The sequence below is a fragment of the Pseudomonas sp. NBRC 111140 genome, from assembly GCF_001320885.1.
Taxonomy (GTDB): Bacteria; Pseudomonadota; Gammaproteobacteria; order Pseudomonadales; family Pseudomonadaceae; genus Aquipseudomonas; species Aquipseudomonas putida_P.
In genome coordinates, this window is sequence record NZ_BCBQ01000046.1 from 12997 (window position 1) to 26072 (window position 13076).

The following is a 13076-nucleotide window of genomic DNA, read 5'->3' on the forward strand; positions in this document are numbered from 1 at the left end:
CTCTCGCGGCAGTGGCAGCGAGGTAAGTGCGATGAGAATACGCATACGGTCAGCGGGCCCAATCTCCAAACGGCGCGTCGCCTTCGATATAGCGCGCTGCCGTCTGCACATCGCGCCACCCGACATAGTCCATCAGGGCTTTATTACTCCATTGGTTTTCACTCGCCCACGTGGCGAACCCTCGGCGCAGCGAATGAGCAGAGTACCCTTCCGGGTCGACGCCGCTACGCAGAAAAATCTGGCGCAACAACCGCGACAGGCTATTCGGGTTTAGTGCATGCTGCCCTAGATGCCCCCAGCGATCGATGGAGCGAAACAGCGCGCCTTCGGTGAGCCCACTTTCATTCAACCACACCTGATAAGCCGCGACCGGGCACAAGCGCTTGAGTGCAGGAACTTTGACCAACCGGCCGCGGTTGCTGCGATCGGTTTTGCTGCTCGGCAAGAACAGCTCCAGTCCCTGCGCCTTACGTAGATGAATGTGCTCGATGCGCAACCGGCTCAATTCATCGCTGCGAAATGCCCGCCAGAAGCCGAGCAATATCAACGCCTGGTCACGAGTAGCACGCAACCTCACCCCCGGTAACGGATCCGCGAGTTCTTCGGCCAACTGGGCGATGCAGGTTTCCAACTCCTTTAGCGCCAGGGCCTCGGCTTGCTTTACCGGCTGCGGGTGCAGCGCCTGAATCCCCTTCAGCGTATCGCGCACCCGATAGGATTTGGTGGGGTCGTTAAAGCCGAATTGCAGGTGCCAGCGCGCCAAGGCGGCCAGATTCACACGCAGGGTTCGGGTCGTCAGTTGGTCGCCGTAATGCGTGAGGTAGCGCACGACACTTTCGCTGGAGGCCGGCAGCAAGCCGCCCCACTCCGTTTCGAAGTGCGCAATGGCTTGGGCGTAGCGCCGCTCGGTACTGGCTCGACGCGCGGCCTGTAAATAGCGATCGGGCGAAGTGTCCACCACCGCCTCCTTCTGTACCCTCGCACGCGGCAAAACACCGCTAAAAGCGTCATCACGTTCGAGAAACTTGGCTTCTCAAACGTCAGTCTGTCCGATTATTAGTACCGGATCAGGCGCTTGTACACGTGTACTTCCATACTGATTGAACAGTACGAAAAAGTGGGAGCAGAACCATGGCCCGCGCCGGTATCAACAAAGCCCTCGTGCAGCGAGCACGGGATGCCCTCCTCGCCCGTGGTCTGTCACCCAGCATTGAGGCCGTGCGTGCCGAACTCGGGAACACCGGTTCAAAGACCACCATCCTTCGCTACCTGCGTGAACTGGACGTAGCAGAACCCCATCCCCCACAGGTGAATCTGTCGGAAGAATTACAGGCGCTGCTGCAGAGTCTAGCTGAGCGCTTGGCCAACGAAGCGCAGGCCACGGTCGCCGCCGATCGCGCCCGCCTGGAACGGCAACAAGCGGCCTATCAGCAGCAGCGTGCGGTGGAGGCGGCGCGGTTCGAGCAATTGCAGGTGGCACATACCGCAGAGATGGAGGCCCACCGGCAGTTGCGTCTACGTGAAGTGCAGCTGACGGGCCAACTGCAACTGGCCGAAGGCGAGCGACGGCGTCTTGAAGAGGCTTGCCGGCAACAGCTCCAGCTGCTCGAGGAGCGAGCGACGACGATTCACTCGCTCGAGTCCAAGCACCAGCAGGCGCGTGAATCCCTGGAGCACTTTCGCCAGCAGCATCAGTTACAACGCCAGGAAGAACTGCAACGCCATGATCAGCAGTTGAGTCAGTTACAAGCCGAGGTGCGGGGATTACGTGAACAACTCGCTGTCCGCCAGGAAGAACTGACTCAACTCTACCGAGATCTGGAACGTTCAACCGGCGCACAGGGCTTCCAGCAGCAACAGCTCCGTCAGCTCGAGCGTGAGTTGAACGCCGCGCAGCAGCACTTGGCGGCCGAGAAGCTGCTCATCAACCAGGCGCATCAGCAGGAAGAAATCATGGCGAGCGAGATTACCTTGCTACGCGAGAAGTCCAGGTCTTACCTCTTGGCCCACCGACATGACCAGCGCCTCCTACGGGCGCAGGCGCAACAACTGGCACGCCTGCAAGGCTTGATCAAGCCGGGATCATCCGACAGCCCAATTCAATGACGAATTGAGCCTGGCGCGGAGTCGTCCCTCCACACGCGAGCGTCGCGGTGTGCCTCAGCGCATGCGGGCAGGAAAGTTAAGAAAAAATGCAGCAAAACGCCAAAACTGAAGATTTTCATGGGCCGCTTAAGAAAAAGCTGACGCCCGAGTCTTTCTGAACAGAAAATTCCCGGATAGCCTCATAACACTCCAGCACTAGCCTAGCCTGCCACAGCGACCTGGCGGTTCCTACTCACGACCCTGGTCCGCCCGCACAGGCCGGATGTGAGCTTACTAGCCACATCATAAAATTGGGTGGTAGGCGGCCACTGATCACCGGACGGAGATCCATGTCTATGCGCCCTACCCTTTCCCGTGAAACGGCCATGCTGGAGAAGGGCAAAGCACGCCTCCTGAGAAGCGGTGATTTCTTGAGTGTCGATGCGTTTGCAGTGGTGGCACAGTTAAGCACGGAGCAATCCAGAGCTGAACTCAAGGAGTGGAAACGCGCGGGCAACATCTTCTCGCTGGCTCAGGAGGACAAGGAATACTTTCCCCTCTATGCCTTTGACCCCGCTTCCAACTTCCGCCCATTTTCGTCAATGGCAGCCATCATCACGGCGCTCGGTTCCAGCAAGCCAGACTGGGCTGTGGCGCTCTGGTTCGGCTCATCCAATAGCTACCTAGGGGGGCAGATGCCAAAAGATGTGATGGTGGACGACCCGGCGCGGGTACTGGATGCTGCCCGAAGTGAGAGGTACGGGGCGCTACAGGGTTGATGGGTTGCCTCACCATATACCTAGGTTTGGCCAAAGTCGTAGACGTACCAAATCGCGATACGTTACCCCCGTGAGCGAGGTCAAAAGCTGACACAACATGCTCAGCACTGGACCCGGGAAAGTGCTTTTTTACAGGTAGACTTAACCTGCCAGACGCCCTACAGGCTCCCAACTCCGGTCTTTGGAGGCAGCGATGTCGAGAAAGCGACTCTGGTTGCTGCGCTTGGCCAGTGTTTGGCGTGCTTCTGCTTGAAAACGGGCGGTCATCAGAGGCTTGGGTTCGTGTTTGATCTGCTTCATGGGCACCCCGCGTGTCATGACATTTAGGTGGATAGTATTACGCTCAGCGACCCGCCCAAACGCTTCGTCGTCTCGTGCTCGAATGGGGCAGCATCGGGGCAGGCAGCAACTGCTACCTAGAGTATACGTGGCGATCAATAGACACCGTAATCGAGCCGTGTCAGGAAATCCACAACCTCCGTGTACCCCTGATCAGTTTCCAAGAGCATGCACGGCAGACGCCGGCTAAGTCCAATCGCCTGCTTGGTGAGCCATGCTTCAGCCAGCTCAGAGTTGCCCAACACTTGCTCAGCTGTCATCAAAATTTGTTCGCGGCGCCTCATGAAGCAGCGGTGCTTTAGGCTCCAACACCTGTCAGGAAATGGCGAGCTGAGTACGAGGATTCTAAATACCGTCATGTTGCACAACGCCCCGTTGGGTGAGCCCGAACTGCGTCGGGAAGGTCTGATTGGCGATGGTGAGCCTTCCAGGAGCTGCCGGTCCTTCTACCCTGTATCTGTATTCATGAGGAGAGAATCGTCCCGAGCCAAATAGCAACTGAGCGGTGCACGACTCCACGAACGCAATAGCCTCGCTTTCCACGTTGCGTTCGTAACGGGCGCGATAGGCCAGAGGCACGGTAGCGCGATTGCCTAAGCAAAGGCTGACTAGCTCCGATAACAGATAGCCACGGACGTCGTATCGCATATCCGCCGCTTTGAGCACAGTTGCATAACAAAATTGGTAAACGAGCGTTGCATCACCGGAGCTCTGGGGCAAATTTTGATCGCTAATCTCTAAATTCCTATAACGCCATTGAACAGCTGACGCAGTGACGACACAACTTCCTAATCTGGGATGCCAGCGGCCAAGGCTTCAAGGTAACGTCTCAAGGTATCCACGGCCTGCTGGGCTAGCGGTTGGCTCTCGGTATCCGTCCGGCCAACCCACCTTCGGCGGAGGCGTCAGGAAGGTGTGTTGGCCTGACGAATACCTTGACTATCGTGAAATCTCGATAAATCAACTGTCCACATTCCATGGAATGTGGACAGTTGGCATTCAGGAGTCCGCAGCTGTCAATGGGTATGATCCAGGCCAAGCCCAGCCCATCTGAATAACACGTAGCCACGGACATCGTAACGGGCATCAGCTGCTCTGAGCACCGTTGCATACCAAGAGTGAAAAACGAGCTTTGCGCTAGGGGAGCTCTGAGAAAGTATTTGATCGCTAATCTTGCATTCCCTATGAGATCGTTAAGCAGCTACGGCAATGAAGACACAAAGTGGTGAACGATTGACTCGAAGCATGTCGGCATTGATGACAGTGACGGAAGTATCCAGACTGGAGAAAATCCGTCCAGCCCCTGGGCATTCTGGACTCAGTGAAGTTGCCCCTCGGCCAGCCTTTCAATGAGCGATAAGATTCACCCCAAGGCCGGCCATTGACCTGTCAGGTGGGACAGGTTAGGTGCCTCGCTGCCGCTACAGGCTGGCCGGTCCGTTGGTCCGGATCGGCTGCCGCGGTAGTACGCGTAGATCAGTCCAAAAATACCTGCAAAAAAATGTGTAGAAAACAGCCATGTTCAACCAGTGGAAAAGCGATGAAAGGCCCGCGTCACCTGATTCAGGGTGGACAGGAACTTATGCAGAAAAATGTGCAAACCTGTTGAGCCAACTGCGGATTTTGATACTAGTGACGATGCCTCACCAGGGGCTACAAGCGGTTCTCCCACACCGTCCAGTCAAGGAATTTTCTGTAGGTGTCGGCATGAGATTATCATCCTGACATTCCGTCTAGAGTACAAATGTACTCAACACCGTGACGTTGAGCTTTGTCGTCTGGGGTAGATGACAATCTGACTCGCTCATTTGATGTGATCAACGCCGGAGCGAGCGTGAACATCGGCAGGGTATTGCTCCTCGACCGGTACCACAGCAAGCAAACCATTACCGACCTGGGCCTATCGCTCGGAGGACATTTTGTGATCTAGAGGGTCTGATCCCTCTTCACATCGACAGCGTGACAACAAATCGTGCCCTTTTGACTAATGCCCGTTGCACTTCAATGGCTACCGCGGGCGGTTTCATGACGTGCGGAACTACATCCGTGGATAGTAGCGATTCCACTAACCCAGTGTGTTGTGGTTCAGCTAAAGACCAAAGCCAAAGCAGACATTCATCGTCCCAACCATCGACCCATCCGCGACTAATCAGCCGATCACCCAGTTTGATCTGCTTCATCACGAGGCGCTCGAACGACGCCTCGTCCGCCGGCCAAAACGCTATGTCACCCAGCTTGCCCCGGTCCTCTAATGAATCAATTGCCTTCCAAAGCGGTATTGCCAGTTTTCTATGACCTGGTCGCACACACATCAAGCAGCAAAAAGCTGCAAAGGACTTACTCAACCAGCGGCGCTGCATGAGGAACAAGCTCGATTTCGAACGAAGGATCGCGAGAAGCGGAGCGAGCCGCTGCCAATGAGGGCAGTCGGATAGTATTTCCAATGACTTCGGGCTGAAGCCCAACAACTGCTTGCCATTCAAGCGCAACGATTGCGCTAATTCTTCAACGCGTGTGGGCAATAAATCTGGCTTGAGCAAGCTCCACAAGGAGGAATCGAAAACGCCACGGAGCTCGGGAAAGCGCTCATATAAGCTCACTCGAGCTGCCTCAGAAGCAACGGCGCCATTGAGTCGGCGTCGCCAAAGCTTGAGCAGTTCTGGAGGTGTTCCCGTTCGTGGGAGAACGGTTATGTCGTGGGCTGCTTCACAGGCTGCTACCGCTGCAGCACTGTCTTGACACTCATAGCATTCAGCCACCGAAACGAAAAAAGCGATGCCTCGAGCACGTCTGATCTCGGGCAAATCCAACCGGCTGTCCCTCATAACAATTACTCCTTTGCAGTCGCTTTACCCATAAGGAGGAAACGGATTGCATCAGAATGTAGTGCCGCAACAAAAAATGTAGCAGCACTACACATCGAGCCTTAGCACTACATGACAAACTTGAGGCACTACAAGGAGCGGTCATTGCTGTCTCAATTCACAAATGCAGAAGTTTTCGCATTTGTTAACCTATTGATTTTTCTAAAAAATGCCTACGTCAGACCGATAGATTTGTTTTATATCATGGTCTTTCAAGATGTACCGAGCTAGGTGAAAATGAAGCCAATGGTCACCCATGACCCGAAAAATGGTCCTCTGTACTCGCGATCTGGGACGCCTTCCGCGTGACCCACGTCAGCACACAGTCAGTGCATGAGGCAGAGGAAGATCAGGGTTTTGATTAGAGAGCCCAAAGCCCGTCTATACACGGAGGCTTTATGGAACTTGATCTGAAATCCCATCTGCCGGGCACGGTTACGATCACTGCGCGTGCTGAATTAACGACCGGTCAACACCATAGGCGAATCACCCATTTCCCTTCGAATAAAAACAAATCCGCTGTGGGCTGCACGGCGCTTCAGCATTCAGATTTTTGTATTCATTTAGAATATGAGCCCAGGGTCACAGGCTACTGCAGCCGACCCGGAAAAATTCGCTTCGAAAGAAGGAATCAGTACTACAGCCCTGACTTCTGCGCCTTGTTCGACCAGGGCCATATTGTCTTCTACGAACTGTTGAAACCTGCAACTGCCGTCCTACAAGTAGAGAAAGATAGGCAGAGCAGTCTCCGCGCACTCTTTGGCGAAGCGGGGCTAACGCTGGAAATGATTACGCTCTCCAGCATTAGCCAATCCCAAAAAACTCATAACCTTAGGTTCCTTTACCATCACGCCCTGCATGGCACATCAGAAGGGGCGCGCGGGGTCGTTGCTACAATTAATAATTCCGGCTGTGATGAATTATCAGTCCAGCATCTCCTGGGCAGCGGCCATCCGGCTGGAGACATTGCCTATTCTATTTTTTATAGGATGACCTCTGTCAATCTTAGCCAACCATTTAACCTCGATTCCCGCATGCGGAACTCTTAACATGCGTGCACTGGTTGAATTCCGAACTGGAGAACGCTACCACTACTGTGGCAGAGACTACCAAGTGATGGAGACGGACGGCGAGCGCGTGCAATTACGCTCGGTCTACGGGCCTCCCCAAGTTTTATATCAGTATCTCTCCGCTCTTCGGCGAGGTGTTGACCAAGGTAAAATGCTGAAGATACAAGAAGCCCCTATACAGACCGACCCTAATTTAATCATCGCCCGGCTGCCTAAAAAGGAAGCTCGCAGTCTGGAAACACGGGTCGCTTACGTCAGAGCCTCATTGGAAGAATACACCTGGGTCACAAGACGAACTCATGCCGAGTTCATTGAGATCATGACTGAAAAAATAGGCCCACATAAAGCGCCTAGCTTCACCACCTTATGGGAGTGGAAAAGGACATTCCTTGATGCAGGAAGAAACTTCACCTCTCTCATACCTAATACCTTCAGACCCATAAACAAACATATTTCGCACCAACCATTTGAGGTCCAAAACCTAATAAAATCCGACATCGCCAGCTTTTATTGGACAACGACGCCCTTTACCAAGACAGCTTTAATCAGCAGCATCAGGTTAAAGCTGGATGCACTGAATAGTCGACGCCGCACTACTGAGCAATTTCGTATCCCCTCAATATCCACACTTTACAGGATAATTAATGAGATCGACGCTCACGAAACCACCCTCCATCAACGCGGTCGAAAGGCCGCAAAGAGAGATCATTACTGGGGTGCAACAATTCCTGAGCCTGAGCGTCTGTTCGAACGTGTAGAAGCCGACTCGCGCCCTTTGGACATTATATTGGTCGACAAGAATGGAAAGCCGCTAGGAAGGCCGGTGCTTACCGTCTTTATCGAAGTTAAAACTCGATTCGTAATTGCGTGGCACATTTCATTTAATCCGGCTTCTTTAGACACTACCATTCTCGTTTTGCGAGACTCATTAAACGCGGATAACCCGCATGGAGGCTTGGCTGAGCTGTACATTGTTGATAACGGTCCAGAATTCATCGCCAAGGCGCTGAGAAAGGTTCTCTGGTTGATGGGGGCTGAAGTTACCTTTTGCGAGCCAGACGAACCGAATCAAAAGCCACATGTCGAGAGGTTCTTCGAAACGTGGGCCTGTGAGATAGAACATGTTTTACGCGGCACAACAAAAGAAAGTATTGAAGCAAGAGGTGACTACAATTCGGAAGAGCAGGCAATGTATACGCTCGAACAAGCCCGATGCATATTCGCCACATGGCTCGAGACGTATCATGCAGCCAGGCATAGCACGTTAGATATGTCTCCTAACGAAGCTTGGTCAACAGCCGTAAGTACGCAATTCCAGCCCCATAGGTTTTCGGGAGACGATTTGCGGCGCTGTTTTTGGCGGTCTGCGGAAGTCACTGGCACGGCAAGCGGACGAGTGCGTCACGACAATTTACACTGGTGGGGCCCCGCCGTTAGCTATTACAGAACAAAACAGCCCAAGGCCAAGAAGCTTGTTCTTTATTTTGATGCTGGAGATGTAGGTAAAGCGTGGATATGCCACCCTAGCTACCCTGATGATATCCAGCCACTGAATGCCCTCCATCCTGCATATCAAAACGGCTTGACATTAGACTTCCATCACCTGATTCGAGCACAGCAAAAAGCTATTAGGCAAACGCATTGCTATTGCAGGGCTGAAGAAGCTCGCACGCAACTTCTCTGGAAGATCGCCAAAGCCAATAAAAAAGGCTACCAACCCCTGGTGGCAGCCTTGGAAAATGGAGAACTAAATCTACGGCAGGTTACGGAGGCCTTTGAGCCACAAACACCTGCGCTATCTCGTGCACTGCCTAGCGAAGATTATAACACTAATACTCCTGGAGATTTCACCCTAACGCTTGGAGACGACTAATTTGGAAGCCGATAAAATTAGCTCTCTGCTAAATAAATTTAGAAACTGCATTGTCCACTTTCCACGCTTCAATGCCGCCCATTCTGTATTACTCAATGCGATTGAGGACACCAATACGTCTGGCGAACCTTATGGTGCCATATTATGCGCCAAATCTGGAGTCGGGAAAACAACACTTTGCTTCCAGGTGATGGGCCAATTCAAAGATAAATACTCGGCAATAGTCGAAGGCGGGGTCGACTTATGCGCATCCGTCATCTACTTTGAAGTGCCTAGCGAGGTTACTATCAAAGGTATGCCGCGAAAAATGCTAATTGCACTAGGTATCGAGAACCCTAGGGGCAGTACGGAGGAAATGACGCAGCAACTGGTTCAATTACTCAAGCAAAGACGTGTTGAGCTCGTTTTTCTGGACGAGATAAACCGTCTGTGTGTGGGGGCCGCAAAGAAGATCCGCCCTCAAACTCTGGGGTGGATAGCATCTTTTATTAATGCATTGGGAAAGCCTGTGATAATAAGCGGCACTGAAGAGTGTGTGGATATTCGCCTGCATCTCGATTCCTTTGCCACAAGATTCCCCTACCAAGTCAATTTAGAGTTTTTCACCTACAGTGAAGACCCTAACTCGGAGTACATTCGCACACTGGAGAAACTTGACGAAGCCATGTTCACAATTACTGGACTTACGGGCGACATACATATACATGACTCGACGGTTGCATTAAGCCTCTTTTTGGCAACAGCTGGAAATCTGGGTTGGATGAGGAAGGTACTGTTCGTCGCACTGAAGCGGTGCCTCCTTCGCGATGATGGAAAAGGCTTAAAACTAGCCGATCTCCAACATGCTTGTGAACTCCTCAGCCTGGATACGAGGCTAGTTGCTGGCAATCCGTTCTCATCAGAACCACTGAGCAATCTCGCTCTTTTGAATAGCAAAGATGTTCAATCAAAACTTATGAAAATTCGGATAACGCCATGAACGAATTTTTCTTCGTACCATTTCCCTTGCCAGAGGAGAGCCCAACCAGTCTTCTTAAGCGATTCGCAACCAAGCACGGGTGCGTTACGTCCGCGCAGTTTCATAGCCTAGGTGCTCCATACTATCATGTACGATCACTTAGTAGTGCGGGGGATGTACCAGCTTGGATCGCAAAGACAGCCGGCGCTTATGGAAATCGCTTCTTATCTGGCTTCTACACCCCAGTAGTTAAAGATGGCTCAAAACAACACGTTGTAAATGGAGTCACCGTCAAAAACAGAATGATACGCTGGTCTGGCATTGCCTTCTGCTCAGAATGTTGGAAAGAGGGCAAAGAACACTTCATTAAAGATCTTAGGGTCTGCATGCACTGCCCACTACATAACAAGACCTACTTGTTCACCTGCCCAGCCTGCAACGCACGCCTACGGTGGTCTAATACTCTGACCCATCTATGCGGAGTATGTCACACCGAAATCATCTGTCCTTCGTGCAGCCCTGAAGAAGCGGTACCAGAACAAGTGCTGCTGAGCTGGTTTCGAGAGTCGAAACAAGAAAACTTGGATTGTTTCGAGCGTACTCTGCGCTTGCTCAATTACAACCTTCCAGTTCTAGGCGATGACATGAACAGAAATACACTGATCGCTGCAATAGGTGTAGTTGAGAACGACACAAAAGTTCTGGAGGATTACCTCTGTAGTTTACACAGCCAATACCCGCACTTGGAGCGACGCGTGATATCAGCAGTGCTCAGCCGGATAGGTACAGAAGCATCGCGAAACGCCACACTCAAGTTCTCACAATCCGACAATCAGCACTACACCCTCTCCTCCCTTCCACCCCCAACGCATACTCCCATTAAAAAACAACCTTTTCTATTGTCACGCAAGCAGGTGAGGAAACTCACTGGCCTATCAGTGAGCCAATGGCCAATCTTCGTCAGAGAACAGAAAACCTTATGGGAAAGTGTTGGCCGCGGACTCCCGCTTCCTGAGAGTCTTATTTTGCAGCTCCTTGATAAATCCGAAGAGTTCAAGCTGCGAATCTCTACTTCCGATACAGACTCAAAAATCATGACTCTACAAGAGGCCGCGCAATGGCTTCAACTTTCACCCCATACGATTAAGCGACTAATTAGGGAGGGCTTACTTCAGACAACTACTCTCTCGGATCATCGCAGGCTTGCAATAGCAGAAAATCAACTCCAGAAGTTCAGTGACGAGTATGAAACCTTGGATCACCTAGCTGCGAGAATAAATCAACGCAAAAGAATCATTCTTTCAGCCATCCAAATCTTGAACATCCCCCGCTATTACACTAGCACATTTAAACATCCGTCCCTACTACACCACAATGATACAATACGCATCATTAAACATCTCGCACCATTAAAACAAACAAAACATCATTCCACACTAAGCAGAGAACAACTTAAGCTCTTAGACGACCACAACGCTACTGACTACTGCATTTGCGATGAGGCAGCAAAATTATGTGGATTCCCAGAGGGCACCATATCGGCCCTTATTAGGCATGGCTGGCTAACTCCACACCGAAAACTTAACGGGGGCAAAGCGGGCATTTACTTATTGAAATCAGAAATTATGTTCGCCAAACATAATTTCTTGAGGCCCGGAGATTATTCCAAGTTGATTGGCACGAATCCTAAAATAGCAACCGAACTTATACTAAGCTTAGGCATCAACCCCATCGCGGGCCCGCTTTTGGATTGCACCGCCACACATATCTTTTTAAAGAAGGACATAGATAATTTAATAGTTAGCAATACAAGCACTTCTGAGGACAGCATGACAATTCTTGAAGCGAGTCGCTATCTCAATCTCACAGAGAAAACCATAATTTGTCTTTTAAATACTCACGACCTCTCTTGCAGCTGCGAGAACAAGCAAAGTTCCCTTTTCATCAGCAAATCTAAAGCTCAAGAATTTTCAACCACTCACGCTAACGGCGCAACCATTGCTAAATGGTGGGGCATACGACCCACTAGAATATTGAGATTCTTGGCAAAAATGAATATTTTCCCAATTCATGAAAAGTACGGAACAACCAATGAAACCATTTATAGAGTTAGCGACTTGGCCCCTATAGGACTCGACTCACTAAAGCAGAATTCAAAAAAAAAAATTACTTGAGCTCTCTCATATCAACTCGCGACACGAGTAAGAAATTGCAGATATCAGTAATGGCTTTAGCCAAAAACTTTATCAAAACCGGATTCATAACCGCCATCAAGGTGCAGGGAAGACAATGGATAAGCCCAGCGGACTATAGCAAATTACGAACTTTTTTAAAAAAATATTGCACTGTCGCCATGGCAGATGCGCGTATAGGTTTAAAATCTCACTTTAAAGAATTGGTAGCCAAAGGTGAAATATGCATTGCAAGTGACCTCCCCCCAGAACTAGCAGGAAAGCAGCTTCTCAAACAAAGTGATGTTTCTCGCCACATTAAGAAAATCACCCCCGTCACCCCCTCCGCCTTCCAGCACGACCTTAATCGTCACCCTTAGGTGACTCGAGGTAGAGCTAAATACTCGCTAACTCATGTAAAAAATGTTCGCCAGGAAGCTCCACAAGCATGAAGCGGCCACTGCGCTAACCGAAGCATAGGTTAGTTTGCTACCTATTGGTATCTACGAAGTAAGTCCCCAATCCTAGCCTTCTATCCTACTACTGAATGGTTGTCAGTCTCGGGGGCGCCGTATTTTCGTGCCACCAGCACTCACCCATACGATCGCCAGTGAATCATTATCTTCCGGTTCGGTTTTTTTGATTTTTTTGTTCGTTTATTGCTGATTAAATCTTTGTTCATCACAGCCTATAATTCGAGCCTCAGTGAAAAATGAAGCCGGGCTGAGCATCGAGAAGGCTGCCGAATGGCAGCCTTTTTTTTTGCTGGAATGGCTTGGCAATGTGCTCTGTGAGATGACGCTGAGCCCTTCGCAGCAACTGTCCTGCATCATCACTCAGGCTGCCCCTTCAGGGACTGTGCAAGCCTTGGAGCTTAAGCGAAGTCATCGTATGTCTTTGTAGAAGGCATGATAGAGCCGCTACACCTCATTATTCG

General features: G+C 51.1%; 11 protein-coding genes. 7 read left to right on the forward strand and 4 right to left on the reverse strand.

The annotated features are described in order from the left end of the window. Positions 1 to 49: 49 nt before the first annotated feature. Complete coding sequence (locus APH42_RS15910; RefSeq protein WP_060493730.1) at positions 50 to 958, reverse strand: site-specific integrase; 909 nt, start codon at positions 956 to 958, stop codon at positions 50 to 52. Positions 959 to 1131: 173 nt separating this feature from the next. Here APH42_RS15910 and APH42_RS15915 point away from each other — a divergent pair, with 173 nt between their 5' ends. Both APH42_RS15915 and APH42_RS15920 read left to right on the forward strand, forming a co-directional pair. Next, positions 1132 to 2106, forward strand: a complete 975-nt coding sequence (locus tag APH42_RS15915; RefSeq protein ID WP_060493731.1) for a DNA-binding protein — start codon at positions 1132 to 1134, stop codon at positions 2104 to 2106. Between the two features lie 329 nt (positions 2107 to 2435). Then, positions 2436 to 2864 (forward strand): hypothetical protein, encoded by a 429-nt coding sequence (locus APH42_RS15920; protein ID WP_156352786.1) that lies wholly within the window; start codon positions 2436 to 2438, stop codon positions 2862 to 2864. Between the two features lie 141 nt (positions 2865 to 3005). On the opposite strand, the gene APH42_RS30155 is transcribed toward APH42_RS15920, so the two are convergent. The 3 genes from APH42_RS30155 to APH42_RS15930 all read right to left on the reverse strand — a co-directional run bounded on the left by APH42_RS30155 (position 3006) and on the right by APH42_RS15930 (position 6028). Then, positions 3006 to 3164 carry a hypothetical protein gene (locus APH42_RS30155; RefSeq protein ID WP_177336857.1) on the reverse strand — a complete coding sequence of 53 codons (159 nt, stop codon included), beginning with the start codon at positions 3162 to 3164 and terminating at the stop codon, positions 3006 to 3008. Positions 3165 to 3298: 134 nt separating this feature from the next. After that, on the reverse strand, positions 3299 to 3562 hold the full coding sequence (locus tag APH42_RS30835) for an antitoxin Xre/MbcA/ParS toxin-binding domain-containing protein (protein ID WP_082421405.1): 264 nt from the start codon (positions 3560 to 3562) through the stop codon (positions 3299 to 3301). Positions 3563 to 5149: 1587 nt separating this feature from the next. Further along, positions 5150 to 6028, reverse strand: a complete 879-nt coding sequence (locus APH42_RS15930; RefSeq protein ID WP_060493734.1) for a hypothetical protein — start codon at positions 6026 to 6028, stop codon at positions 5150 to 5152. 437 nt (positions 6029 to 6465) lie between these two features. Here APH42_RS15930 and APH42_RS29880 point away from each other — a divergent pair, with 437 nt between their 5' ends. The 5 genes from APH42_RS29880 to APH42_RS29890 are packed head-to-tail and all read left to right on the forward strand — an operon-like array spanning position 6466 to position 12519. After that, positions 6466 to 7116 (forward strand): hypothetical protein, encoded by a 651-nt coding sequence (locus APH42_RS29880; RefSeq protein WP_156352789.1) that lies wholly within the window; start codon positions 6466 to 6468, stop codon positions 7114 to 7116. Between the two features lies 1 nt (position 7117). Then, a complete protein-coding gene (locus APH42_RS15940; protein WP_060493736.1) occupies positions 7118 to 9010 on the forward strand; it encodes a DDE-type integrase/transposase/recombinase in 1893 nt (630 codons plus the stop codon). Between the two features lies 1 nt (position 9011). Then, complete coding sequence (locus tag APH42_RS15945; protein ID WP_177336858.1) at positions 9012 to 9989, forward strand: TniB family NTP-binding protein; 978 nt, start codon at positions 9012 to 9014, stop codon at positions 9987 to 9989. After that, positions 9986 to 12142 carry a helix-turn-helix domain-containing protein gene (locus APH42_RS29885; RefSeq protein ID WP_156352792.1) on the forward strand — a complete coding sequence of 719 codons (2157 nt, stop codon included), beginning with the start codon at positions 9986 to 9988 and terminating at the stop codon, positions 12140 to 12142. Before APH42_RS15945 ends, APH42_RS29885 begins: the two co-directional genes overlap by 4 nt. A 50-nt stretch (positions 12143 to 12192) precedes the next feature. Continuing rightward, the gene (locus APH42_RS29890) at positions 12193 to 12519 is read left to right on the forward strand and encodes a hypothetical protein (protein WP_156352795.1); all 327 of its coding nucleotides are present in this window, start codon (positions 12193 to 12195) and stop codon (positions 12517 to 12519) included. Positions 12520 to 13076: the final 557 nt, after the last annotated feature.

What these genes read in the sequence shown, in the direction of transcription:
- APH42_RS15915 (WP_060493731.1), top strand. Translation starts at nt 1,132, where the DNA reads ATGGCCCGCGCCGGTATCAACAAAGCCCTCGTGCAGCGAGCACGGGAT.
- APH42_RS15920 (WP_156352786.1), top strand. Translation starts at nt 2,436, where the DNA reads ATGTCTATGCGCCCTACCCTTTCCCGTGAAACGGCCATGCTGGAGAAG.
- APH42_RS30155 (WP_177336857.1), bottom strand. Translation starts at nt 3,164, where the DNA reads ATGAAGCAGATCAAACACGAACCCAAGCCTCTGATGACCGCCCGTTTT.
- APH42_RS30835 (WP_082421405.1), bottom strand. Translation starts at nt 3,562, where the DNA reads ATGACGGTATTTAGAATCCTCGTACTCAGCTCGCCATTTCCTGACAGG.
- APH42_RS15930 (WP_060493734.1), bottom strand. Translation starts at nt 6,028, where the DNA reads ATGAGGGACAGCCGGTTGGATTTGCCCGAGATCAGACGTGCTCGAGGC.
- APH42_RS29880 (WP_156352789.1), top strand. Translation starts at nt 6,466, where the DNA reads ATGGAACTTGATCTGAAATCCCATCTGCCGGGCACGGTTACGATCACT.
- APH42_RS15940 (WP_060493736.1), top strand. Translation starts at nt 7,118, where the DNA reads ATGCGTGCACTGGTTGAATTCCGAACTGGAGAACGCTACCACTACTGT.
- APH42_RS29885 (WP_156352792.1), top strand. Translation starts at nt 9,986, where the DNA reads ATGAACGAATTTTTCTTCGTACCATTTCCCTTGCCAGAGGAGAGCCCA.
- APH42_RS29890 (WP_156352795.1), top strand. Translation starts at nt 12,193, where the DNA reads ATGGCTTTAGCCAAAAACTTTATCAAAACCGGATTCATAACCGCCATC.